Genomic DNA, 24,831 nt, shown 5'->3' with positions numbered 1-24,831 from the left:
GCCTGCCGAATCGGGCGAGGATGGAACCATGACACTGTTCAAGAGTCGGCGTGTGCGTCTGCTCGTGCTGTTCTGCTCGCTCTCGCTCGCAGCGGCTGCATGCATCCGTGTCGATGACCCTGATGAGGTCGCAGCGACGCAGGACACCGACGCCGTGGCGGCGCGGGAAACAGCCGATGACGACGAGGCAGTCGACGAGACAGTCGACGAGGAGCCCTCCGAATCGGCCGGCACTCCACATCAGCAGGACATCGAGGAGGCCTCCGAACAAGAGCATATGACCGCCGAAGAGGAAGCGGAGATTGCGGAGCCTGAAGTCCCCACCATCGAGGCGCTCTTCGAAGAAGCTGCCGACCGGCGTGCGCGGGTCGTCGAGCGAATCCGAGACCGCATCGAGTCAGGCCAGTGGGGTATCGGTGACGACAACATCCTCCGTGGCCCCGAAGGCTTCGAGATCGACCTGAACGAGTGCCCGGCCGATTGGTCGGACACCGAGGGAATCACCGACACCGAGATTCGCATCGGCCAGATCGGTCCGCAAACGGGCCGGCTCGCGTCGTATGACAGCGCACGCTTAGGTTGGATGACCTATCTCGACTACGTCAACGCGCAGGGTGGCGTCAGGGGCCTTCGTGTCGTCATGCAATCTCGTGACGATGCCAACGAAGCAACCAAGACGATCGAGCACGTCAATGATCTGCTCCAGAACGACAACGTCTTCGCGATCCACACGCTGGGCTCGCCGAACACGCTGGCCGTGTACGACTCGCTCAATGACCAGTGCATCCCGCAGCCGTTCGTGTGGACCGGTCACCCTGCGTGGGGCGATCCGCAGGTTCACCCATGGACCACCGGCAGCATCCTGTCGCACGCGACCGAAGCAGTGCTCTGGGGAAGGTGGATCAAGGAGAACCTCGCTGACGAGCTGCCCGTCGTCGTTGCCGGATTGGCGGCGGATTACGGATTCGGGCCGGTCTACGAGTCGAGTTTCCGCCAGTACGCGGAAAGCAATCCTGGCGTTGTGAGTGAGTTCGTCTCTGCGCGTCATGCGCCGGCGGCATCGACGCTCACCGAGGAAATCGCAACTCTGGCGTCAAGCGGCCCGGATGTGTTCATCTCGATGACTGCCGGCAACGCGTGCCTGCTGGCCATCGAGGAGGTCGCAGAGTCGGGCTTGAAGGAGGAGCTGGCTGCGGCGTTCACGCCGTCTGTCTGCGCTACGCCTTCGAGTTGGATCGCACCTGCAGGCGATGCAGGGCATGGCTGGCTGGTTGTCGGAGGCGGAGTCAAGGACATCACCGACGCGGCGCTTGCTGAGCACGATGTGTTCGTTCAGTTCGTGATCCAGAGCCTTGAAGCCAATGGCCTCGATCCCGCCATCTCGATGTTCGGCAACGGCTACATGCTGGGCTACCCGTACGTGGAGGCGCTGCGTATTGCTGCCGAACTGCCCGGCGGACTCACCAGGACGAACTTCATCTTGGCTGTGCGGGCGATCGACATCCGTCACCCGATGTTCCCCGAGGCCGTCGCGTTTGCCATGAATGGCAATGCGGATGCCTTCCCGGTCGAGGGCTCCGGCGTCAGCCGGTACGACGCTTTGTCGCACGCTTGGGTTGCCTCGAGTGTCGTCGACGTGAATGGCGGAACGCCAGACTGCGTCTGGGATGCGGACAGCGGCGGCTGCCGCTGAATCAGGGGTCGATGAGGACGCCCGGGTTGAGGATGCCGTTTGGGTCGAGCCGCTTCTTGGCAGCCCGGATCGCTTCGGCGAAGAGCTCGGGGCGCTGACGGTCGTAAGCGTTCGGACGGTGCATGCGGCCCACCGCGTGATGGTGCGTGCACGTGCCGCCGGCGGCCTCGAGTGCCTCGTTGGCGGCGTCCTTGACGATCTGCCACTGTTCGATCTCGCCACCCGGGGTGCCCATGCCCGACCACGTGTAGTACGGCGCAGGGCCGTCGGTGTAGACGTGGGTGAAGCGGCACGACAGCGAGTGGTGGTCGCCGAAGACCTCGGCCAGCACTGCGCCGACCTTCTCGCGCACGACGGCGTCGAATTCGGGCCACCGGTCCCAGGTGATGGCGGTCTCGAAGGTGTCGTTGATCAGCCCCAGCGAGGTCTCCACGCCGTTGCCCACGCCGATGAACGCGTTGCGCCACGCGCCGACCGCGCCGCCCCTGCCGGTAGGCGTTCCGGTGCCGTCGTCGATGTGAATCTCGTCGTCGGGCACGTAGCCGTTGCACTCACGCGCGATCTCGACCGCTTGAGCGACGTTGTGACGCTGGGTCAGCTCGGCCGATTCGAACGACACGATGACCAGCGCGTGCTCGCCGTCCATCCCCGCCGCGCGCCCGGCCTCGGCCGGGTCCAGGATGCGCAGGTTGGCCGGCCACAGCTTGGCCTGAACCAGGTGCCGCACGGCGTCGTAGCCGGCTTCCCATGACGGGAACGTGATGCCGGCCGTGGCGCGGAACGTGGGGCGCTTCTGGATGCGCATCCACGCCTCGGTGATGATCCCGTAGATGCCTTCCGAGCCGATCACCATGCGGTCTGGGCTCGGCCCGGCACCAGAGCCGGGCAGCCGGCGCGATTCCCACCAGCCCGACGGCGTGATCATCCGGGTCGACTCGACGAAGTCGTCGATGTGGGTGTGGTTGGTGGCGTAGTGGCCGCCCGAGCGTGTGGCGATCCAGCCGCCGAGCGTGGAGAAGCGGAACGACTGCGGGAAGTGGCGCAGCGTGTGCCCGCTGGGACGCAGCTGGTCCTCGAGGTGCGGGCCGAATACGCCGGCCTGGATGCGAGCCGCGCGAGACACGTCGTCGATCTCGAGCACCTGATCGAGCTGGTCCAGCGAGATCACCACGGTTGGCCCGCGGTCTTCAGGCGGAGTCAAACCCCAGACCACTGACGAGCCGCCGCCATAGGGCACCGCGATGTAGCCGTTGGCATCGCACCAGTCGAGCGTGGCCTCGACCTCGGTGTCGCTGCGGGGGTGCGCCACCACATCCGGCGGATTCGGGAAGTCGAGGTTGAAGGCCCGCACCCGCTCGGTGAAGTGGGCACCGTAGGCGTAGCGGGCCCGGTCGTAGGTGCTGGTCGAGCACCAACCGGCAACCGAGTCGGGAATAGCTATGCGGGGCGCACGCAGGTCGGCGTCATTCACCGACGGCACCGGCTTCGCGGTGATCTCGGTGCCGTACTGGGCCGAGAGCTTCTTGGCCAGCTCAGACCGTTCTGCGTCGGTCGGCTCTTCGGACTCCAAGCACCACGCCCAGAACGACTTGCGATCTGCCATGACTCGTACCTCCAGCTGTGCGCCCGTCAACCTAGGCGCGTCGCCGTCGTCTCAGTCGTCCGCGAGCAGCGCCCGGCTGATGACCAGCTTCTGGATCTCGCTCGTGCCCTCGCCGATGATCATGAGCGGGGCATCGCGGTAGTAGCGCTCCACCGGGTACTCGGTGGAGAAGCCGTTGCCGCCGTGGATGCGCATAGCGTCCAGCGACAGCTCCGCAGCCGTCTCCGAGGCGAACAGCTTGGCCATGCCCGCAGCCAGGTCGACCCGTTCGCCAGCGTCGGCCTTGCGGGCGGCGTCATAAGTCATCAGCCGGGCGGCGTGCAGCTTGGTGGCCATCTCGGCGATCTTGAACGCGATCGCCTGGTGCTTGGCGATCGGCTTGCCAAAGGCTTCGCGCTGCTTCGCGTACGCGACCGCGGCGTCATATGCAGCCTGAGCCACGCCGACACCGCGCGCTGCCACGTTGATGCGCCCCAGTTCCAGCGCAGCGAGCGCCCAGCGCAGGCCGTTGCCGATGCCGCCATCTCCATCGAGACCGTCGCCGCCCAGCACCCGGTCTGCGGGCACCCGGTGGTCGATGTAGGACATCTCGACAGTCTCGAGTCCGCGGTAGCCGATCTTGTCGATCTTGCGGCTGACGGTGATGCCGCCTGAGTGCTTGCCCGGCGTCTTGTCGACCAGGAAGCAGGTGATGCCCGAGCTGCCGGAGGGGTCGCCTTCCGGCACCCGAGCCAGCAGCGCCACGATGCCAGCACGCTCACCGTTGGTGACCCACATCTTCGTGCCGTTGATGACGAACTCGTCCCCGTCGCGCACCGCACGGCAGCGCAGCGCTCCCGCGTCCGAGCCGCTGTCGGGCTCAGACAGCGAGAAGCAGCCGCGAAGCTTGCCGGTGGCCATGGGTGGCAGCGATCGGTCGCGCTGGTCGTCGGTGCCGAACCGGGAGATGAGCTTGGCGCAGATGAGATGGCTGTTGACGATCCCCGCCAGCGACATCCAGCCGCGCGACAGCTCCTCGATCACCCGGGCGTAGGTCACGTGGTCGAGGTCGAGCCCGCCGTGCGATTCGGGAATGGTGGCGCCGAACAGGCCGAACTCCTCCATCTGTTCGGCCATCTCGGTCGGGTACTCGTCAGCCAGCTCCAGGGCCGACGACCCCGGCACCACGACCTCGTCCACCCAGCGCCTCAGCGTCTCGATGATCTCATCGGCTACTTCGTCAGCGGCTTCGTCGTTGTCGTGCACCGATCCTCCCAACATGGTTCGTGCCGATGCTTGCCCCGTCATCGACGCGACGTTGCTCCTAGCATTCGCGCCGACTGAACGCAGCAGCGAGCACGACGGAGTATGACGATGAAGATATCCATGGCGATCGGAGCGGGTGCGAGCCTCGACCCCAAGCGTCTCACCCAGCATGTGACAGATCTCGAAGCCGCCGGCGTCGACATGATCTGGGGCGGCGAAATCTACGGCTTCGACTTGGTGTCGACGCTGGCGTATGTGGCCGCCAAGACCGAGCGCATCCAGCTCATGACCGGCATCCTGCCCATCTACTCCCGCAGCCCCGCCATCATCGCCCAGACCGCGATGACCATCGACACGCTGTCCGAAGGACGGTTCATCCTGGGCCTGGGCACTTCGGGACCCCAGGTGATCGAGGGCTGGCACGGCGTGCCGTTCTCCAAGCCGATGGGACGGACCCGCGACGTGATCGAGATCTGCCGCAAGGTGTGGTCGGGCGACCGGGTGGTTCACGAGGGCAGTGCCGTCAGCCTGCCCTACGACGGCGGCACGGGCCTGGGCAAGCCGCTCAAGCTCATGGCCAAACCGCACCGCCGGGACATCCCGATTGCGGTCGCTTCGATCGGCCCTCGCAACGTGGAGATGACTGCCGAGCTCGCCGAGGTGTGGCAGCCCATCCACTTCCTGCCCGAGAAGTTCAACGACGTGTGGGGCGATGCACTGGCGGCAGGCGGCGCCAAGCGCTCCGACGACCTGGCCGACCTGCAGATCGTGGCCGGCGGCACCGTGGCGATGGGCTCGGGCCCGATGGTCGACGGGGTCCGAAAGGGCGTGCGCGACAACGTGGGCTTCTATGTCGGCGGCATGGGCGCTCGTGACAAGAACTTCTACAACGACCTGTTCAAGCGCTACGGCTACGTGGACGAGGCCGAGAAGATCCAGGACCTGTTCCTGACCGGCAAGCGAGACGAGGCGTTCGCCGCAGTGCCCGACGACTACGTCGACCGTGCCAGCCTCACCGGCGACCCCGAGCGCGTGAAGGAACGCATCGAGGTGTACCGCTCGGTGGGCGTGTCGTACCTCGACATCACCATCCCGCCGGAGACCGAGAACCCCCTCGACGTGATCTCCCAAGTCAAGGCCTGGGCCGAGTAGCGCGAACTGTGTCCCCAGAGTCGGAGACACCTCGCGCCCCCAGCGGGCGCTCAGGAGCGCGGGAGCGGTTTCTGGACGGCGCCGCCCAGGTCGGGATGTCACCGGAGATCCGGCGATTTCCCGAGGGCACGCGCACGGCTGAGCAGGCGGCTGCGGCAGTCGGTTGCGAGCTCGGCCAGATCGTGAAGTCATTGGTGTTCCTGTGCGACGGCCAGCCGGTGCTGGCGTTGACCTCAGGCGCCAATCGTGTCGACACCACCCGGCTGGGCGAGCTGCTCGGCGGCAAGATCAGCCGTGCCGACGCCGATGGTGTGCGGGAGGCCACCGGCTACGCGATCGGCGGCACGCCCCCGTTCGGCCACGCGCAGCCGCTGCAAGCGGTCGTGGACCGGGCACTGCTGACCTACGACACGGTGTGGGCCGCAGCAGGCACCCCCGACACCGTCTTCGAGCTGACGCCCGGCGAACTCGTAGATGCGAGCGGGGCGGAGGTCGCTGACTTCGCCGCCGGCTGACTGCGTTGGGCTCAGCCGTGCGCGCTCAGCCTGCGTGCGTTGAGTCGAACCGCTCAGCCCGCGTGCTCGGGCTGCCCGGGTTCAAGATCGGGGTCGTCGGCCTGCCGAGTGTCAGGCAGCTCGCCTTCGACTCGCAGGTTGGGGATGATGCGGTCGAGCCAAGCCGGGAGCCACCAGTTGCGGGCGCCGAGGAGCTCCATCGTGGAGGGCACAATCAGCATCCGCACGAGAGTGGCATCGATGGCGATGGCCGTAGCCAGACCCATGCCGAACAGCTTGACGACCCGTTCTTCCTCCAGCACGAAGCTGCCGAAGACCACGATCATGATTGCCGCCGCTGCGGTGATGACCCGGGCCGTCGCGGCCAGCCCGTCGGCCACGGAGTTGACCGGATCGCCGGTGCGCTCGTACTCCTCCTTCATGCGTGACAGCAGGAAGACCTCGTAGTCCATCGACAGCCCGAACAGCACGGCGAACAGCATCATCGGGATGAACGGTTCGATCGGCGCGGGCTCGATGCCGAGCACGCTGCCGAACCAGCCCCACTGGAACACGGCCACAAGCACCCCGTAGGACGCCCCGATCGACAGCAGGTTCATGATGACGGCCTTGAGCGGCACCACCAGCGAGCGGAACACGGCCATCAGCAACAGGAACGACGCCCCCAGCACCGCGCCGAAGAAGATCAGCATGCGTCCGGCGAGGTAGTCGCTGAAGTCGATCTGGAAGGCCACGGTGCCGCCGATCAGCGCGTCGACGTCGCTGCCGTCCATGGCAGCGGGGATGACCTGATCGCGCAGCGTGTGGACGAGCGTCTCGGTGCCGGCGTCTTGGGGGCCGGTTGCCGGCAGCACCCGGATCATCGCGGCCTGACCGTCTGGGCTCGGGAACGGGGGCGAGGCAGCCACGACGCCATCGGTCCGGTTGAGCGCGTCAGTCAGCTCCAGCAGATCGAGCATGTCTTGCCGGCCGTCGGTCTCGGCGACGATCAGCAGCGGGCCGTTCGCTCCCGGACCGAAGCCGTCCGCGATCAGGTCGTAGGCCTTGCGGGTGGTGCTGTCGGGCGAGAAGTTGCCCTCGTCGGAGAAACCCAGGCGCAGGGCGAAGACCGGGGCGGCGGCCAGCACAAGCACGGCAGTGCCGCCGAGCGCGAACAGCCACGCTCGGCGCTGCACCACCCGGCTGAGCCGGTACCAGGCGGTGTCGCGCAGCGGCTTGGGCTGGCGGTGGTGCAGGATGCGCCTCAGCGGGTTGCGGCGATCGCCGAACGCCCCTGCCACTAGAACGGCGGCCGCAGCAGGCAGCCCTGCCAGCAGCGGGCGAAGGCCGAGGCCGAAGCCCAGCAGCGCCACCGCCACCAGCGACGCGGCGAGCATGCCGCGGACCCGGGTGGTGGCCATCCGGTTGCGCATCAGCCCCAGCACAGCGGGCAGCAGGGTCATCGAGCCTGCCATCACGATCGCGACCGTGATCGCCGCGGACAGCCCCAAGCCGGCGACGAACGGCAGGCCCATGAGCAACAGCCCCAGCAGCGACACCACCACGGTCGCGCCGGCGAAGACCACCGAACGGCCCGCAGAGTCGAGCGCTGCGCCCACCGCCGCGAGCGGACCGAAGCCGTTGCGCACCCATTCTCGATAGCGGTTGAGGATGATCAGCGCGTAGTCGATGCCCACGCCGAGCCCGATCATCACCCCGAGCGTCGGCGCGATGTCGGGAACGGTTGCCAGGTTGCTGAGGATCGTGATGGTGAGCGCGCCGATGCCGACGCCGATGAGCGCGGTGCCCACGGTGACGCCCATGGCGACCACTGAGCCGACCGCGGCGATCAGCACAAACACGGCAAACGCCAGCCCGATGGCCTCGGTCTCGGGTGGCTCCTGGCCGGCGAGCCACGCGCCGCCGACCTCCACTTGGACGCCTGGGATGTCGCGCACGCCGCTGCGGTCGATGAGTTCGATGATGTGCTCGCCAAGGCCGCCTGCTTCGTCAAGGTTGAACGAGCGGCTGATCTGGACCTCGGCGACGGCTATCTGGCCCGCATGGGGGCCTTGCTGGGCGATGAACTGGCGGCCGCCGGGGTCATAGGGCGAGCTGATGGTCACCTCGTCGATGGCGTCGACTGCAACGAAGAGTTCGGTGAGCGTCGATCGCACGGCGGGGTCGTCCACCCCGGAGCTGGACTTGACCACGATCGACCCGCTGATGTTGGAGCCGAGGTCGCCGAAGTGGGTATCGAGCACATCGGCGGCGCGGTCGCTCTCGGAATCGGGGGTGCTGAGTGCTGCGCCGAACGACGGCCCGACGAGTCCGGCGAGCAGTCCAGCTGCGACGGCAAGCCCCAGCCAGGCAGCGAAGACTCGCCACGGCTTCTGGAAGCACCACTGGCCGAGCGCGCTGTACATGCTGGGCATCCTTCTGTGACAGCGAGCGATGCGGTGGGCTGGCGCCATGCACCGAGCCCGCAACCGATCGCCCGAAGGGGGATCAGCCGGGCAAGCTACCGCCACACGGCGCTGCAACACTTCGCGGCGAATGAACCGAGGAGGCAGCAAGTGGCTGTGACAACGACGGGGACCGAGCTGGCAGAGCCGCGGCGCAGGGGACGACGCTTGCGGGCGGCCGCGATTGCCGTGGTGATGCTCGCGGCGATGCCGCTGGCTGCGACCCCGCTGGGGGCCCAGGCCGACGGTGACGGCAATGGCGACGGCGGTGCCAGGCCCACACTCATCTCTGCGGGTCCGCTGACGGTCACGATCCTGCACAACAACGATGGCGAGTCGAAGCTGTTGCCTGACGTCGAGTCGGGGTTCCCGGGTGTGGCGAGGTTCGTGGCTGAGATGCGCGAGCTGCAGGCCGCCGCCGCCGAAACGGGACCGGTGGTCACGCTGACATCTGGCGACAACTTCTTGGCATCGCTGGAGCTGGGCGTGTCGCTCGACCGCGAAGGGCCGATGTACGACTCGGTCGCGCTCAGCGGCATCTACGACGCGATGGCGCTCGGCAACCACGACTTCGACTTCGGGCCCGATGTGACGGCGAGATTCATCGAGGGGTTCGACCCGCCGATCCCATTCCTGAGCGCCAACATCGACGTGTCGGCCGAACCGGCGCTGGCTGTGCTGGCCGATCGGGGATTGGTTGCACCGTCAACGGTGATCGAAACCGGTGGCGAGCGCATCGGCGTGATCGGCGCAGTGACCCCGTGGCTGCCGAACATCTCCAGCCCGCGCAAGGTGATGGTAAGCGCAGTGCTGCCCGCAGTGCAGGCCGAAGCAGATCGCTTGGCCGCTGATGGCGTCAACAAGATCATCCTTGTCAGCCACCTTCAAGACGTGAGAGAAGAGGAGGCGCTGGTCGTCGGGCTCACCGGCGTGGACGTGATCATCGCCGGCGGCGGCGATGACCTCTTGGCGAACCCCGGCGACACCTGCCAACCCGATGAGGAGCCGGTGGGGCCGTACCCGACGTGGGTCGACGATGCAGCGGGCAGCCGGGTGCCGGTGGTGACTGCTCCCGGCGGCTACCGCTGCATCGGCAAGCTGGAGGTGACCTTCGACGCCGACGGCAACGTCACCGCCGCGGCGGGCACCTCGATCGGGGTCGCGCTCGACCGCGATCCCGATGCCACCGCGCAGTCCGATGTAGTCGAACCGCTGATTGCTGAGGTGACGCTGGTCGACAGCACCGTTGTGGGCACGAGCGATGTCGAACTCGAAGGCCGCAAGCCGGTCCTGCGCACCCAATCCACGAACGTCGGCAGCCTGATGGCGGACGCGTTGCGGGTGCGGGGCGCGCACCTCGCACCGGGCTTCGGCGTGGCGGCCCCGCAGGTGGCGGTGACCAATGGCGGCGGGCTGCGCAACGACTCGGTCATCGGTGCCGGCATGGTGAGTGTGGGCACCACGTGGGACATTGCTCCGTTCAACAACGTGCTGGTGACCGCCGAAGTGCCGCGTGCCACGCTGGCCGAGTTGCTTGAGCGGGCGCTGAGTGTCCTGCCGCGAGCGACGGGCCAGTTCCCGCATGTCTCGGGCATGACCGTCGTCTACGACCCCGACGGCGCGGGGCAGGGAATCGACCGCGACGGCGACTGCGCGCTCATCGAACCTTCCGGCACACGGCTGCGCGAGGTGACCCTGGACGACGGCACGCAGATCGTTGCCAGCGGCGAGGTGGTGCCGGGTGATCCGGTGACGCTGGCGACGGTCGACTTCCTGGCCAACGGCGGCGACTGCTACCCGCTCAGCGATCTCTCGTTCACGCGGCTGGGTGTGACCTACCAGCAGGCGCTGGCGGACTACATCGCCGAGGATCTGAGCGGCATGATCAGCGCCGAGCAGTACCCCGTCGACGGCGGGAACCGGGTGATGGCGCAGGCATCGGAGGGTGAACCCGGCGGCGAGACCGCCGCCGACGGCAACTACGTGCTCTACACGGTGCAACCCGGCGATTTCCTGTGGAACATCGCGGCGGCGCACTTGGGCCACGGCGCACGCTGGCCGGCCATCTTCGAAGCGAACGAGGGACGCCCCCAGAGCGACGGCGGTGCGCTTACCGACCCGAATCTGATCCGGATCGGCTGGGTGCTGCGAATCCCGGCGTAGCCGGTACGGCGGCGTCGCCGCAGCCCAGCCCGTTCGTGGGGTGGCCCGGCTTGCCGGTCACCGCGACCTCAGGCTCGATCACCACGCTGTGTCCGGTGATCGCGGCCAGGAGCTCGCTGCGGTTCTGGGCGGTGAACAACTCCACCGAGGTGTCGACGTCCGGCGAGACACGGGCAATCAAACGGAGCTCCCCGTTCTGCTTCGCGGACGCGTCATCGCCTCCGACACGCACGCGGGTCACCACCTGACGATTCGAGCGGTCCAAGCCGATGGCGACGCGCAGCATGGCCGCCATCCACCGCACCCTGTCCTTGTCGGCCGAATTCAGCGACGCGAACTCAGGGTGCTTGGACTTGGGCGCACTCTTGCGGTGATAGCGGGCGACCTGGGCAATGATCTCGATCTCGCGCTCGGTGAAGCCGGTCAGGTGCTCGCTGTTGCGGATGATGTAGTAGCTGTGGCGATGGTGGGCACTGTGGGAGATGAAGATGCCCACGTTGTGGAGCAATGAGGCCGCCTCGAACAGCTCCCGGTCCTCATCGTCGAGCCCATGCAGCGGGTGCAGGCCATCGAACAGCTCGAGCGCCAGATCGGTGATGTGCTCGGCGTGACCGAGGTCCTCGTGGTAGCTGTTGGCCACGTACATCACGCCGGAGCGGCGCAAGTCCTCCAAGCGGTGGAACGGATCCAGTCCCGGTGCAGCGGCCCGGCGCAACTGCTCGAACAGGATGCCCTCACGCAGTGCGTAGTCGGAGACCTCCATGCGCTTGATGCCCAGCAGCTTGAATGTCTCGGCCAGCAGCAGCGCGCCTCCCACGATGATGTCGGCCCTGCGTTCCTCCAGTCCCTCGATGCCGAGACGGCGCGCAGGAGTGGGGGCATCGGCGAGGTCGGCCGTCAGCGATCGGAGCTCCTTGGCGGTGAACGACAGCCGCCCGGTGCGGCTGTCGCGGTCGCCGCGCCGGATGGCGCACATGCGTGCCAGTGCGGTGATGGTTCCCGAGGATCCCACTACGGTCTCGAAGCCGAGCGCTGCGATCTCGGCGGGCAGGTGCCCGAGGAACGACCGGATGTAGTTGCGGCACTCGCGCACGGCGCGCTTGCGTGCGCGGCCGTCGGGGAAGAAGCGATCGGTCAGCCGGATGGAGCCCAGCTTGAGACTGCGCAGCAGCAGCGGCTCGGACCCGTCGCCGATGATGAACTCGGTGGAGCCGCCGCCGATGTCGATGAGCAGGTGGCGCTGGTCCAGCAGCGGCACCGCCGCCAGCACGCCGAGATGGATGAGCCGGGCCTCTTCGACACCGGAGACCACCTCGATGTCGACGCCGGCCTCGATGCGGGCGCGCTCGGTGAACTCGCTGCGGTTGTCCGCCTCGCGCACGGCGCTCGTGGCAACCGCGGTGATGCTCTGCGCGCCGGCATGGACCGCGATTCGCTGCATCCGGTCGAGCGTCGCGATGCCGCGCTCGATGGCTTCGGGCTCGAGCACCTTCATGTCCTCGCCGCCTGAGCCGAGCCGCACCGGCTCTCGCTCTCGCGTCAGCACTTCGAAGTGGCCCTCGTCGTCGACGTCGGCGACGACGAGGTGAAACGAATTCGTCCCGACGTCGATCGCTGCGAGGACGCTCACGTGCCGCAACGCTAGAGGGCGAGCGCGCTGTCGTTGAAGATGGCAGCAGATGCGAGCAGATGGCAGCGGGCAGCAGCCCACTAGCGTTCCGCCGATGGCGACCCACGCGACCCAGGTCGTGCCGCGATTCGGCGAGTTGGATCCCTACAACCACGTCAACCACGCGGTCTACGTGTCGTACTTCGAGGCGGCGCGCTGCCTGGCGCTGGAGTCTGCCGACCTCGCGCTGCCCGACCTGTCAGATCAGAACGTGCAGATCGTGGTGACCAACCTCGAAGTGCGTTTCCGGGCGCCTGCGACCGCTCGGGACACGCTGCGCGTCGAGACCGAGCTGGTGGAGCGCCGCCGTGCGAGCACCCGCTGGCAGCAGCGCATCATCCGCGAATCTGACGATGCCGTGCTGGTCGAGGGCAACCTGACCGCAGCCATCTGCGACAACGACGGCAAGCCCCGCCGTCCGCCGCCAGGCTTGATGGACAAGTTCGATGCGCTCGCCCCCGGCTAGACGACGGGGCACAGACCGCCGTCGATGTTGATCGCGGCGCCGGTGAGGTAGCTGGCGGCGTCGCTGGCGAGGAACAGGGCGAGGTTGGCGAACTCCTGGGCGTCGCCCATGCGGCCGATGGGAATGCGCTCGCCGACCGCTGCGGTGAATTCCTCGAACGTCTCGCCGGGCTGCATCCGCTCCCAGCGAGCCCGCCACTGGTGGGTCACAAGCAGGCCCGTGTTGAGCGCATTCACGAGCACGCCGTCGGCCGCGAACTCCGACGCGAGCGCCTTGGTCATCGCCATGCCCGCAGCGCGGGTCGCAGACGTCGGGCACGTCTGCGCTCTCGGCGCTTTGGCCTCGGCGTTCAGCGAGTTGATGATCCGCCCCCAGCCCTGGCTGCGCATGTGCGGGATGCAGAGCCGGCACAGTCGGATCGCCGAGAACAGTTTCAGGTCGAGATCGTCGTGCCAGTCGTCGTCGGTAATGTCCAGGAACGGCTTGGCGTGCGACGTCCCGGAGTTGTTGACGAGGATGTCCACCGGCCCGCAGGTTGCCACCGCTTCGGCGTGAGCCCGGGACAACTCTTCCGCCACGCGTACATCGGCCGAGATCGCCGCATGGGCAACGTCTGGGTTCGCATCTCGGAGCGCCGCGAGCGTCGCATCAAGCACCGCCTGGTCGCGGGCCACCACCGCCACCGCGGCACCCGCAGCAGCGAATGTCTCGGCCATCGCCCGTCCCAGACCCCGGCTGCCCCCGGTGATCAGCGCTGTGCGGCCGTCAAGTCTCAATTCCATACGCGCACCATATGTGCGGGGGTTGTCCCGCGCCTCTTGCGGTCGCTGCACCGCACTCGCAGCGCTTGCACCCGGGGGCACCGGCCGAACGGATCGTGAGGTGCTCCTGGCGTCACCGGCGAGCACCTCGAGCACAGCCGTACGCTTGCGCTATCCGGCACGGGGAGCGACATGAGCTGGGAGCCCGAGATCGCAGAGCTGCGCCGGCGCGAGGCATTTGCCGAGGCGCTGGGCGGGCCCGACAAGGTCGAGCGACAGCACTTCTTCGGCAAGATGACCATCCGCGAGCGCATCGATGCCATGGCGGACAAGGGTTCGTTCCACGAGATCGGCAAAACCGCCGGCGTTGCCGAATACGACGATCACGGCCATCTCGTCCACTTGACGCCGTCGAACTTCGTCTTCGGCCTTGCCCGCATCGACGATCGGCCTGTGGTCCTCTCCGGTGACGACTTCACCGTGCGCGGCGGCTCCTCGGACGCCACCATCCCCGAGAAGCGCAATGCCGCCGAGTCCATGGCGTATGAGATGCGGCTGCCGCACATCCGCCTGGTGGACGGCATGGGCGGCGGCGGCTCGGTCAAGTCCATCGAAATGGCCGGCCGCACCTACATCCCCGAACTGCGGGGCTGGGACGTCATCGTGAACCACCTCTCGGTGGCGCCGTCGGTGTTGCTGGCGCTGGGCTCGGTGGCGGGCATCGGCGCTGCCCGGGTGGCCGCTGCGCACTACTCGGTCATCGTGCGCGACACCGCGCAGATGATGATCGCCGGGCCGGCCCTGGTCGAGCAGGCGTCGCTGGGCGATCACGGCAAGGAAGAACTCGGCCACGCCGACATCCACACGGCCAACGGCGCCATCGACGACGTGGTCGACAGCGAGGACGAGGCGTTCGAACGCGCACGCCGGTTCCTGTCGTACCTGCCCGCCAACGTGGACGAGCTGCCCGACCGGGTGCTGAGCGGCGACAGCCCGCAGCGACGCGACGACGAGCTGATCTCGATCGTGCCCCGCGAGCCGCGACGCGTCTACAAGATGCGCTCGATCATCGAGTCGGTCTGCGACCAGGGCAGCTTTTTCGAGATCGGCAGTCGCTGGGGGCGTTCGATCATCACCGGGCTGGCACGCCTCGACGGGTGGCCGGTGGCGATCTTCGGTGAGGATCCCTACGTGTACGGCGGCGGCTGGACGGCTGACAGCTGCCGCAAGCTCATCCGCTTGCTCGACACCGCCTCCACGTTCCATCTGCCGGTAGTGCATCTCGCGGATTGCCCGGGCTTTCTGATCGGCAAGGAATCCGAGGAGAGCGGCACGATCCGTTTCGGATCGGCTGCCCTCGCAGCACTGGGACAGCTCACCGCGCCGTTCGCCTGTGTGGTCATCCGCAAGGCATTCGGCGTCGCGGGTGCTGCCAACAACAAGCCGGGCGTCCGCAGCTTTCGGGTCGCGTGGCCGTCGGGCGACTGGGGCTCGCTGCCTATCGAGGGCGGCCTCGAGGTGGCCTACAAGCAGGACCTGGCCGACAGCGACACGCCCGACGAGTTGCTCGAAGAGATCCGTGAGCGGCTCAACAGCGTTCGCTCGCCGCACCGCTCGGCCGAGTTCTTCGAGATCGAGGAGATCATCGACCCGCGCGACACCCGCCCAGTGCTGTGCGAGTGGGTGGATCTGGCCCGCCGTGCACTGAAGCCTGGGCCGTCGACCTTCGGGTATCGGCCCTGAGCCATCCATCCGACCGCGTGGCAGACTCAGCGGCGAGCTGACCTGTAATCCAAGCAGGGCTGCATCTCAATCAGGGGAGCGCACACAATGGATCCCACCTACACCGACGAGGCCGACGACTACCGCGAGAAGATCCAGGCCTTCTTGGCCGAGCACCTGCCGGCCAACTGGGGCGGCATGGGTTCCCTCGACGAAAAGGCCCGCGACCAGTTCGTCGAGGAATGGCGGGCGCTGCTGTCGGAGAATCAGCTGCTGGCCGTCTCATGGCCGGTCGAGTACGGCGGCGCCGGGCTCAGCGAGGTCGAGCGTGTCGTGATGGCCGAAGAGTTCGCCAAGGCTGGGGTCCCCGTCGGCGGCGACAACGACGGGTTCAGCATCACGATGGTCGGCAACGCCATCATCGAGTGCGGCACCGAGGAGCAGAAGCGCCATTTCCTGCCCAAGATCATCTCGGGCGAGCATCGCTGGTGCCAGGGCTACAGCGAGCCCGACAGCGGCTCCGACCTCGCCAACCTGGGCACGCGCGCCGTGCTCGACGGCGACGAGTGGGTGATCAACGGCCAGAAGATCTGGACCTCCAGCGGCCACACCGCCAACTGGATCTTCGTGCTATGCCGCACCAACCCCACCGAGGCCAAGCACCGCGGCATCTCGTTCCTGCTGGTGCCGGTCGACCAGCCCGGTGTGGAGATGCGCCCGATCATCAACATCAACAACCGGCACGATTTCAACGAGGTGTTCTTCACCGACGCCAAGACGGCGAAAGAGAACGTCGTCGGCGACGTGAACGACGGCTGGCGGGTCGCCAACGTGCTGCTCGGCTTCGAGCGCGGCCATGGCGCCACCACCGACGCGCTCCGCTTCCGCGACGAGCTCGACCGCATCACGGCTGTGGCCGTCGAGCGCGGCGCCACCGACGACCCGCTCGTGCGTCAGGACCTCGCCCAAGCGCACGCCAAGGTCGAGATCATGAAATGGATGGGCCAGCGCAACGTCACCAACGTGCTGGCGGGCAAGGCCCCCGGGCCCGAGTCGTCGCTGCACAAGCTGCTGTGGAGCGAGTATCACCACTGGATCACTGAGTTCTCGATGGATCTGCTCGGCATGGAGGCCACGGCGCCCAGCGGGCATCCAGCGGTGAACGGCATCAATACCGACGCTGTCGGGGCGGATTTCTCGTCTCTGGCGTGGGTGCAGACGTTCATGGGCGCGAGGCCCGGCACGATCTACGCAGGCACCTCGGAGGTGCAGCGCAACATCGTCGGCGACCGGGTGCTCGGGCTGCCGCGTGAACCGCGTGCCGACGGCGGCCCGTGGAACCAGATCGGCAAGAGCTAGGGAGTTCACCATGGAACTGCGACTGGATGGCAAGACGGCGCTGGTGACCGGCGGCTCGGCCGGCATCGGCAAGGGCATCGCGAAGTCGTTCGCCGATGCGGGCGCGAACGTGATGATCACGAGCCGCAAGGCCGACAAGTGCGAGGCGGCAGTGGCCGACCTGGCCGAGAGCGCCAGCGGCGAGGTGAGCTACATCGCGTCCCACATCGGGCACCTCGAAGAGGCCGAGCGGGTGATGGACGGCACAATCGAGCGCTACGGGTCGCTGGACATGCTGGTCAACAACGCGGCGACGAACCCGTGGGCTGGCCCCATGATGGACTGCGATATCCCGCGGCTCGACAAGACCTACGAGGTGAACCTGCGCGCACCGCTGCAGTGGTCGCAGGTCGCTTGGGACAAGTGGATGGGCACCCATGGCGGCTCGATCATCAACATCGCGTCGGTAGGCGGGCACCACACGTCTGAGGCGCTAGGCGTCTACTGCATGTTCAAGGACGCGCTCATGCACATGACCCGCCAGCTCGCAGCAGAGATGGGGCCGAAGGTGCGGGTGAACTGCATTGCGCCCGGGCTGATCCGCACCGATTTCGCTCGTGTGCTCTGGGATGGACCCCGCGGGAAGATGATCGCCGACCAGTTGCCGCTCAAGCGGCTCGGCGAGCCGTCCGACATCGGCGAGGCTGCGCTGTTCCTGTCGGCTGCCGGCTCGTGGATGACCGGCCATGTGATGGACATCGACGGCGGCGAGTGCGTGAAGATCTCCGGAGAGCTGCCGCTCGAAGAGGGCTAGGACCGCAACAAGGCCGCGGCTCAAGAAGGGCTAGTCCGCAGTCTGCGCCCCGAACCGGAGGCTGGCTGCGGTGCCAGCGCCAGCGAACTCGACAGGGTGGGCTCGGCCCCGGCGCTTCAGCCGGTTCCGGCGAACCCCGGCAAGGTCGCAAGCCAGTCGACGACTGCTTGCGGGCCTTCGACCATCGCGTTGTGGCCGAGGCCGCTGAAGACGTGTGGCTCGGTGACGCCTGCCGCCAGCAGATTCACTGACGCTGCTGCGGCCAGATCATCGTGATGGTCGGGCGCAACGAGCGGGTCATGCTCGCCGATCGCCATCGCGACCGGGCACTTCGCTGCTGCGAGCAGGCCGGTCATGTCAGGCGGGCCGACCTCGACGGTGGCAGGGTCTTGCGCCACGCACCAGCCCGGTGCCGGGCCGGGCGGGTCAACGCGCATCGGCTCGCCGTCGTCGGTGAAGCGCAGCTCGGTGTCGGTGCGCATGACGCCGGCTTCGATGGCCACCTCGATGCGGTCGTCGTCGGGGGCGATCACGCCGTGCAGGCCTGCGAGCTTCATGAACCATTCGACAGCGCCGTCGCGGTCAGGAAACTCACGCGGCGGTCGGCTGGCTAGATCGTCGATCCGGCCGAGTTCGTCGCCGGACCAACGCAGCTTGACGCCGACGGTGGCGGCCAGCACGGGCGGCGGGCCGAACCAACCGCTGGCGAGTGCGAGGCCCACGATGCCGCCCATCGAATGACCGAGCACCACATACGGGTCGTCGGCGTATTCGTCCGCCAGCATCTCGGCGACGTCGGCCGCCATGGCACCGAATGAGTACCGGCCGCGCCACTCCGCGCCGCCGTGCCCTCGCAGGTCGGGTGCCACGATGGCGCCGTCCCACGGAAGCGAGCCGATGAGCGGGTCCCAGACGAACTGGTTGGCACCGAGCCCGTGCAGCAGAACCAGCACTGGGGGATCTGCCGTTGCGCTCACCGGGGGCGCTCGCCGTAGTCGCCGTGGGGTGCGTCGCGTTCGGCGATCACTTGGCGGAAACCCTTCGTCTCGAAGTCCTCCACCCAGCGGTAGGCCTCCTCGGTGTGGCGTGTCACGCCGTCGAAGAACGTGCCGAGCAGCTGGCTGGTGCGCAAGCCCATGTTCTCGTAGGCCTGGTTGACCAGCAGCTTGTTGAGCGCGAGCTGGTTGGCGGGGATGTGCGCCAGCCGACGGGCGAACGCCTCGACCCGCTCGCCGAGTTCGTCGGGCGGGTGCACGTAGGCGACGAGACCGATGCGGTGGGCAGTCTCCGCATCGATGGCATCGCCCGACAGCAGGAACTGCTTGGCGTGCTCGAGGCCCAGCCGGTACACCCACATCATCGTGGTGGGCGTGCCGTAGATGCGCGACGGCGCGTAGCCGATATGGGCGTCATCGGCCATGAACAGCAGGTCGCAGCACAGGATCATGTCGGTGGCCCCGCCGATCGCCCAGCCGTGGATCTGGCCCAGCACCGGCTTGGGGCACTCCCAGATCTTCATGAACCGCTTGACGTTGTGGCCCATGAACTGCCAGTCGCGCACCGGGTCCCAGGCGCCCTCGCGGGGCTTGGGGCCGGGGGCGCCATAGGGGCTGCCCCAGGAGTCGTACAGCTCTTCGGCGCTGGCTGTGTCATTCCCGTGGCTGCCGCCACGGGTGCCGCCGCCGGGGTTGAGGTCGTAGCCCGCCGTGAGCGTGGGGCCGTTGCCCCGGATGACGATCGAGCGGACGTTGCGGGAGGCCGTCGCCCGGTCGATGCCGTCTGCCACCCCGGCAATGACGCTCTCAGTCAGCGTGTTCATGCGCTCCGGCCGATTCAGCGTGATGAACGCGACCGTGTCGACCTCGTCGTACAGCACCACCGCCTCGCCGCCCGTATTGCCCGCCCCGTCCGCCGTCCCGCCGACAGCACTGCCCGCATCCATGCCGCGGACGCTACTTGTGCAGCACCCAACCAGTAGGCCGCTGTCGTCATTCGGGCGACTGACGGCCGAAACGGTCAGGCCCGATATGATTGCAATGCAATCATCCGCGAGAAGCCGCAGGTATCGGGAGTCGCAGCGTTGGCAAGCATCACGATTCGTAACCTCGACGAGCACGTCAAGACCGGGCTGCGAATGCGCGCGGCGGTTCATGGCTGCTCAATGGAGGAGGAGGCCCGCCGGATCCTCCGCTCTGCCGTCGAGGCCGACGTCGTGCCTGCGGGTCTCGTGGCGTCGATTCGCGCACGCGTCGAGCCGCTCGGCGGGGTGGAGCTGGTGCTGCCTCCGCGCGAGCCGGTGCGTGAGCCACCAGTGTTCAGCTAGACGGCGATGTTCATTCTGGACACGAACGTCGTGTCGGAGTTGTTGCGTCCCATTGCCGAGCCGTCGGTGGTGGGGTGGGTTGCCGCTCGGGACGCTTCGCATCTGTTCCTGACTGCCGTGACCGAGGCAGAGCTTCGCTTTGGTGTGGAGATCATGCCGGCCGGGGCACGCCGGGATGCTGTCGGTGAAGCCATAGACGCGCTGTTGCGCGAGGACTTCGCCGGTCGAATCCTGCCCTTCGACAGCCCGGCCGCAGTCGCGTACGCCGAGTTCGCCGCAGCGCGGAGAGCAGCTGGCCGTCCGGCGGCGCACGCGGATGCCCAGATCGCTGCCATCGCATCTGTGCACCGCATGTCGGTGGTCACGCGCAACGTTGGCGACTTCGCTGGCGCGGGCCTCGACATCGTCAATCCGTGGTCGGCAGGCGAGGGCGACGTCGCAAGGCCGTGACGGTACGAAGCGGGTGCCGTCCGGCTGTGGGTCCCAATCCCGCTGGTCACGGCACTCGCTGCCGGGTCGTGGGTGTTCGGTCGCATGCGCTTGGAACTGCAGATCGATGACGGTGGCTTCACGGCCCGTGTGCGACCGTCTCCCCGCACCGTGAGGGCGATTCCTCATATGCGCGGAATGTGCGACCCCGGCGCAGCCGGCATGTGTCTGTCCGCGGTCTGCCGCGTGTAGTGTCGCCCGCGTCCATGGACGACAAGGGCGAACGACAAGGGCATGAATGATGACTGAACCAGCACGTACCCCGACCCGAACCGCACGCATGTTCGGGGGGGGGGGGGGGTAGACGTTCCGCCCTCAAACTGACGCTGGCCGCAGCGGCCAGCATGCTCATGCTCAGCACCGCGCTCACGTTGACCGCCCAGCCGGCCGCGGCGCAGACACCATCCTGGTCCGCCACGCTGGCGGCGCAGACGCTGGACAATGGAGCTGGCTGCCTGAACGGGACAACGGACGCCGAGTGCAGCGACACGGACAACCTGTCGGAAGACGACTTCACGTTGGGAGGCAACGCCTGGTCGATTACCCAGATCGTGTACAGGTCAGCCCACAACGACATCGTTGTATCTTTCAACCGCAGCGTGGCGACCGCGCTGGACAGCTACAAGTTCTGCGTCGGCGCGACCGCCCATGCGTTTTCCTCGGCCACGCATCCGTTCAACGACGAGACGGCTGAGTTTGACACCACCGCCAGCTGGTCCGGCGGCCGCGGCGCGGTGCTCAGCATCGTGGCCAGCGGCGCATCCTGCCCCCAGCCGGTCTCGATCGGCCGCCAGGGCAGCATGTCTGTTGACGGGTTCCACCCAATGGGACCCGGGCGCATGAAGATCGCCGAGGGCGCATCGATCACCTACGGCATCGTGCTCCACCAGCCGCCGACCGCGGATCTGATCATCGCGCCGCGGCATCACAACGTCCGGCCGGACGGCAGTGATTACCCCAATGTCGACAACGGTCTGTTAACGATCCACAACTCGGTCACTTGGAAGGCCGCTCCGCATCCCAATTACTTGAGCGGGGACTGGCAGCGGTCCAAGTCGGTCCGGCTCACCGCGGTGGACGACAACGTGTGCAAGTCTCCGCCCGGCACCCGGTACTGGATCAGGCACCACGGCATCGGCGGCGGTCCCGACTGGGGAGGCTGGGACCGCCAGGACCGGCACCATGGCCTGGTGGTGTCGATCGAGATCATCGACGACGACTGCCGCTTTTTGGCTCCTTCCCCGGGCTCCGTGTGGCTGGAGGAGGGCGCCAGCGCGACCTACACCGTCCGCCTGAAGACGCCGCTGGAGGACGCCGCGTACATTTCCCCGCGCGTCAGCGCCGCCGGCGACAGCGACATCGACGCGATCACGGTCTCTCCCGAGCGGATCTGGGTCGAGGCGGGAGACACGAGCCCGAAGACGTTCACGGTCAGCGCCGGAAAAGACGCGGACTCCCGTGCCGAGGTCCTGCACGTCGACCACAGCGTCGACTCGCCGGAGGTCCCGCCGGATTACCTGGGCGCCCGGGTGACCGTCGTTGTCATGGACGAACAGAGCGCGCAGAACGCGGCGAGGCACCAAGAGCGCGACCCGCTGACCGTGACCGGGCTCGCGCTCACGGCCGGTTCGGGAGTGGTGGCGCTGAGCCCGGCCTTCTCGACCGATGTGACGTCGTACCGGGCGGAGGTCCCGGCGGGGACGACGAGCGTGACGCTGGCGCCGCACTGGAGCGGCGGGGAGAGCGTGCACGCGGGCTCGCGCCAGGGCGCGACGACCTTCACGCGCCCGGCGCGGGTGCGGCCCTCGGGCACGACGGTCGATCTGGCCCTCGCGCCCGACGGCGGCGCGACCGAGCTGTACGTCATGGTCAGCGGTTCCGGCGGCACGACCACCTACAGCATCGAGGTGACCGAGGCGCGCCCCGAGCCGAAGATCGTCACCGTCCCCGACGACGACGCCCCCGAACCACAACAGCAACAACAGCCACAGCAGCAAATCCCCGAACAACAACAACCAGAGCAGCAGCAGCAGACCGCGGACCCGGTGGAGACGCCCGGCCCGGTGGTCGGCCTGCAACTGACGGCCAAGCGCAACAAGGTCATCGTCACCTGGGAGGCCCCGGCCTCCGGCGACACGCCCGACCGCTACATCGCGCACATCAAGAACACCGACACCGGCAAGGGCAAGAACCGCAATATCGCGGCGGGCAAGACGACCACCACCTTCGGCAACCTCACGCCCGGCGCGACCTACCGGGTCTGGGTGCGAGCCCAGAACGAAGCCGGCAAAGGCGAGCGCATCCACGCCCGCATCACCCTGCCGACCGAGGCCGAGTAACAGGCCGCGCAGCCGGAACCCGAACAGCAGTAGCCACAGCAGCAGCCGGAGCCGCAGAACACTGATCCGCCACAGCCGGAGCCGGTCGAGCAACCGCCGCCGAACAGCTTCAGGCATCTCTGGATTTGATGCCTCCAAATCCCCAACTCGAATCGTCGCCCGTGTCGTAGCGACGCCTCCGAACCCGTCGCGCCCCGGGTGGCACCGTAGGATCAAGAAGCATCCGATTGCCGCAGAGTTGGGCCAGACCACAGGCAGCCCCGGTCAATGAGGTGTCGAGTTCCTGATGGATGACGAATCCCAGTGGGAAAAGCGGACGCATACAGTTGCGGAATCTGCAACGGCGAGGCTTGAGTCAGTGGCGATTCGCGGGTTCCGTTCGCTAGCTAACGTCGAGTTGGAAGGATTGCGGGGCGTAACGGTTCTCATCGGCGCGAACGGTTCGGGCAAGTCAAACTTCGTTCGCTTCTTTGAGATGTTGGGTTGGATGCTGCGATCAGGCCGCCTTGAACAGTTCGTTAACCAATACGGCGGTGCCGACGACCAGCTGTTCATGGGGAACAAAGTGACGCCGCGAATGGATGCCGATGTTCGCCTCTCGACTTCAAAGGGACTGAACGAGTACTCGATCTCGCTCTCCTACGGTGCTCCCGATCGCTTCATCTTCAGCGACGAGCGCTGGCGATTCAGCGATCCGAAAAGAGGGACGGGGTTGGCCAAATGGATCTCGGTGGGCAGCGGTCATACTGAAGCGAGGATTGATGACGCCGCCAAGGGTCGCATTCCCGATCTCAAGCCGACGACGGCGCGTGTGGTCTGCAACCTGCTGAGGGATTGCCACACCTTTCAGTTCCACGACACCTCCCTAGGCGCCCCCATGAAGCGGCCATGGGACGCGAGCGACAACCGTTTGCTGCGCTCCGATGGCGGCAACTTGGCCGCTGTGCTACTTCGACTCTTGGAGGAGTACCCGGATCACTACGAGTGGGTCCAATGCAATATTCGACGCATCCTGCCCAACTTTGATCAGTTTCTCCTTGAGGAACGGAACGGCAAAGCGATCTTGAGGTGGCGCGCGGCGGAATGGGACAAGACTCTCGGCGCCCATCTGACCTCGGATGGGTCGCTGCGATTCTTCGCGTTGGTCACGCTTCTCAACCTTCCGTCCGACATGCTGCCCAAGGTGATGGTGCTCGATGAGCCAGAACTGGGCCTGCACCCTGCTGCTGTCTCGCTGATGGGGTCGATGATCGAAGCCCTCGCAGATCGGTGTCAGGTGATCGTGGCAACCCAGTCGCCGTTGCTTGTCGATGCATTCGATCTCAGCGAGATTGTGGTGATGGAACTGGAGAAGTCCGAGACGAAGGTGCGCCGCCTGAACCGAGCGGACTATGTGCGCTGGCTTGACGAGAACTACACGACGGGAGAACTCTGGCAGATGAACCTGCTCGGCGGTCGCCCGTGAAGCGGGTGGCTGTCGCGGTCGAGGGCGAAACCGAGGAAGAACTCGTCAAGCAGCTGTTGTCACCGCACCTCGCTGACCAGGGCATCTTGGTTGACCCGATCAAGCCATGGAGTCGAGGCGGAAACATCAACGTCGACCGGCTGGCGCCGCACATGGCGAAGCTGTCTTGGAACTACGACGCCGTGACCTCGTTGGTGGACTTCTACCGTTTCGGCCGGCTCGAGCCGGGCGAGACGGTTGACGACCTCACGGCGCGAATCGACGCGGCAATCGGCAACCACAGCCGGCGAGAGCCTCGTGCCACCCCGCAGTTCGCGTACGTCCAGCAGTATGAGCTTGAGGCGTTGCTCTTCTCGGACCCGAGTTCGTTCGGCGTCATTGCGGGCCTGCCAGCATCGGCAGTGGAGTCCCTCGGGCAGATTGCAGCTGGCTTCGGCACGCCCGAGGACATCAACGACGGCGACACGACTGCCCCGAGCAAGAGGGTCGAGCGCTGCTTCAAAGACCACGGGATGAAGTACGAGAAGCGGCTTCACGGCCCGGCGATTGCCAACGCGATCGGACTCGTGAGAATCCGTGAAGAGTGCCCTCGCTTCGACGGTTGGGTCGCTCGACTCGAAGCGTTGTAGG

The 24,831-nt window shown here is 67.1% G+C and carries 20 protein-coding genes; 13 read left to right on the top strand and 7 right to left on the bottom strand.

What is annotated here, in order from left to right; translation table 11 throughout:
* The first annotated feature begins 28 nt into the window (after positions 1-28).
* A complete protein-coding gene (locus ACOGW9_RS00160) occupies positions 29-1,693 on the top strand; it encodes an ABC transporter substrate-binding protein (protein WP_419907239.1) in 1,665 nt (554 codons plus the stop codon).
* 1 nt (position 1,694) lies between these two features.
* Here ACOGW9_RS00160 and ACOGW9_RS00155 read toward each other — a convergent pair whose 3' ends face one another.
* Both ACOGW9_RS00155 and ACOGW9_RS00150 read right to left on the bottom strand, forming a co-directional pair.
* Positions 1,695-3,296: an FAD-binding oxidoreductase gene (locus ACOGW9_RS00155; protein WP_419907237.1), complete on the bottom strand. Its 1,602-nt coding sequence runs from the start codon at positions 3,294-3,296 to the stop codon at positions 1,695-1,697.
* 51 nt (positions 3,297-3,347) lie between these two features.
* On the bottom strand, positions 3,348-4,583 hold the full coding sequence (locus ACOGW9_RS00150; RefSeq protein WP_419907235.1) for an acyl-CoA dehydrogenase family protein: 1,236 nt from the start codon (positions 4,581-4,583) through the stop codon (positions 3,348-3,350).
* A 66-nt stretch (positions 4,584-4,649) separates the two neighbouring features.
* Here ACOGW9_RS00150 and ACOGW9_RS00145 point away from each other — a divergent pair, with 66 nt between their 5' ends.
* The gene (locus ACOGW9_RS00145; protein WP_419907233.1) at positions 4,650-5,693 is read left to right on the top strand and encodes an LLM class F420-dependent oxidoreductase; all 1,044 of its coding nucleotides are present in this window, start codon (positions 4,650-4,652) and stop codon (positions 5,691-5,693) included.
* An 8-nt stretch (positions 5,694-5,701) separates the two neighbouring features.
* Positions 5,702-6,208, top strand: a complete 507-nt coding sequence (locus ACOGW9_RS00140; RefSeq protein ID WP_419907232.1) for a YbaK/EbsC family protein — start codon at positions 5,702-5,704, stop codon at positions 6,206-6,208.
* 53 nt (positions 6,209-6,261) lie between these two features.
* Here the strand turns inward: ACOGW9_RS00140 and ACOGW9_RS00135 are convergent, their stop codons facing one another.
* Positions 6,262-8,613, bottom strand: coding sequence for an MMPL family transporter (locus ACOGW9_RS00135; protein ID WP_419907230.1), 2,352 nt, complete (start codon positions 8,611-8,613; stop codon positions 6,262-6,264).
* A 150-nt stretch (positions 8,614-8,763) separates the two neighbouring features.
* Between ACOGW9_RS00135 and ACOGW9_RS00130 the strand changes: the two genes are divergently transcribed.
* Complete coding sequence (locus ACOGW9_RS00130; protein WP_419907228.1) at positions 8,764-10,815, top strand: 5'-nucleotidase C-terminal domain-containing protein; 2,052 nt, start codon at positions 8,764-8,766, stop codon at positions 10,813-10,815.
* Here ACOGW9_RS00130 and ACOGW9_RS00125 read toward each other — a convergent pair.
* On the bottom strand, positions 10,763-12,445 hold the full coding sequence (locus ACOGW9_RS00125) for a Ppx/GppA phosphatase family protein (protein WP_419907226.1): 1,683 nt from the start codon (positions 12,443-12,445) through the stop codon (positions 10,763-10,765). The genes ACOGW9_RS00130 and ACOGW9_RS00125 overlap by 53 nt on opposite strands.
* A 94-nt stretch (positions 12,446-12,539) precedes the next feature.
* Between ACOGW9_RS00125 and ACOGW9_RS00120 the strand changes: the two genes are divergently transcribed.
* Positions 12,540-12,950 (top strand): acyl-CoA thioesterase, encoded by a 411-nt coding sequence (locus ACOGW9_RS00120; RefSeq protein ID WP_419907224.1) that lies wholly within the window; start codon positions 12,540-12,542, stop codon positions 12,948-12,950.
* Here ACOGW9_RS00120 and ACOGW9_RS00115 read toward each other — a convergent pair.
* Complete coding sequence (locus ACOGW9_RS00115) at positions 12,947-13,732, bottom strand: SDR family oxidoreductase (RefSeq protein WP_419907222.1); 786 nt, start codon at positions 13,730-13,732, stop codon at positions 12,947-12,949. The two genes, ACOGW9_RS00120 and ACOGW9_RS00115, sit on opposite strands and share 4 nt — an antisense overlap.
* 171 nt (positions 13,733-13,903) lie before the next feature.
* On the opposite strand from ACOGW9_RS00115, the gene ACOGW9_RS00110 reads away from it, so the two are divergent.
* The 3 genes from ACOGW9_RS00110 (at position 13,904) to ACOGW9_RS00100 (ending at position 17,585) form a co-directional block, all read left to right on the top strand.
* Complete coding sequence (locus ACOGW9_RS00110; RefSeq protein WP_419907220.1) at positions 13,904-15,454, top strand: acyl-CoA carboxylase subunit beta; 1,551 nt, start codon at positions 13,904-13,906, stop codon at positions 15,452-15,454.
* 87 nt (positions 15,455-15,541) lie between these two features.
* Complete coding sequence (locus ACOGW9_RS00105) at positions 15,542-16,792, top strand: acyl-CoA dehydrogenase family protein (RefSeq protein WP_419907218.1); 1,251 nt, start codon at positions 15,542-15,544, stop codon at positions 16,790-16,792.
* Between the two features lie 10 nt (positions 16,793-16,802).
* Entirely contained in the window at positions 16,803-17,585 is a 783-nt protein-coding gene (locus tag ACOGW9_RS00100; RefSeq protein ID WP_419907216.1) for an SDR family oxidoreductase, read from the top strand.
* A 116-nt stretch (positions 17,586-17,701) separates the two neighbouring features.
* Here ACOGW9_RS00100 and ACOGW9_RS00095 read toward each other — a convergent pair whose 3' ends face one another.
* Both ACOGW9_RS00095 and ACOGW9_RS00090 read right to left on the bottom strand, forming a co-directional pair.
* Positions 17,702-18,562 (bottom strand): alpha/beta fold hydrolase, encoded by an 861-nt coding sequence (locus tag ACOGW9_RS00095; RefSeq protein ID WP_419907214.1) that lies wholly within the window; start codon positions 18,560-18,562, stop codon positions 17,702-17,704.
* Positions 18,559-19,527 carry a crotonase/enoyl-CoA hydratase family protein gene (locus ACOGW9_RS00090; RefSeq protein ID WP_419854421.1) on the bottom strand — a complete coding sequence of 323 codons (969 nt, stop codon included), beginning with the start codon at positions 19,525-19,527 and terminating at the stop codon, positions 18,559-18,561. The genes ACOGW9_RS00095 and ACOGW9_RS00090 overlap by 4 nt, the downstream gene beginning before the upstream one ends.
* A 138-nt stretch (positions 19,528-19,665) precedes the next feature.
* Here ACOGW9_RS00090 and ACOGW9_RS00085 point away from each other — a divergent pair, with 138 nt between their 5' ends.
* From ACOGW9_RS00085 to ACOGW9_RS00065, 5 genes are all read left to right on the top strand, one after another.
* Positions 19,666-19,908 carry a FitA-like ribbon-helix-helix domain-containing protein gene (locus tag ACOGW9_RS00085; RefSeq protein ID WP_419907212.1) on the top strand — a complete coding sequence of 81 codons (243 nt, stop codon included), beginning with the start codon at positions 19,666-19,668 and terminating at the stop codon, positions 19,906-19,908.
* Between the two features lie 6 nt (positions 19,909-19,914).
* Positions 19,915-20,358 (top strand): PIN domain-containing protein, encoded by a 444-nt coding sequence (locus ACOGW9_RS00080; protein ID WP_419854419.1) that lies wholly within the window; start codon positions 19,915-19,917, stop codon positions 20,356-20,358.
* A 383-nt stretch (positions 20,359-20,741) separates the two neighbouring features.
* The gene (locus tag ACOGW9_RS00075) at positions 20,742-22,736 is read left to right on the top strand and encodes a fibronectin type III domain-containing protein (protein ID WP_419907210.1); all 1,995 of its coding nucleotides are present in this window, start codon (positions 20,742-20,744) and stop codon (positions 22,734-22,736) included.
* A 286-nt stretch (positions 22,737-23,022) separates the two neighbouring features.
* On the top strand, positions 23,023-24,201 hold the full coding sequence (locus ACOGW9_RS00070) for an AAA family ATPase (protein WP_419907207.1): 1,179 nt from the start codon (positions 23,023-23,025) through the stop codon (positions 24,199-24,201).
* On the top strand, positions 24,198-24,830 hold the full coding sequence (locus ACOGW9_RS00065; RefSeq protein ID WP_419854416.1) for a DUF4276 family protein: 633 nt from the start codon (positions 24,198-24,200) through the stop codon (positions 24,828-24,830). Before ACOGW9_RS00070 ends, ACOGW9_RS00065 begins: the two co-directional genes overlap by 4 nt.
* The last annotated feature ends 1 nt before the right edge of the window (position 24,831 follow it).

The sequence above is a fragment of the Candidatus Poriferisodalis sp. genome (assembly GCF_965203655.1).
Taxonomy (GTDB): domain Bacteria; phylum Actinomycetota; class Acidimicrobiia; order Acidimicrobiales; family Poriferisodalaceae; genus Poriferisodalis.
This window is presented reverse-complemented; position numbering and strand designations above follow the sequence as displayed.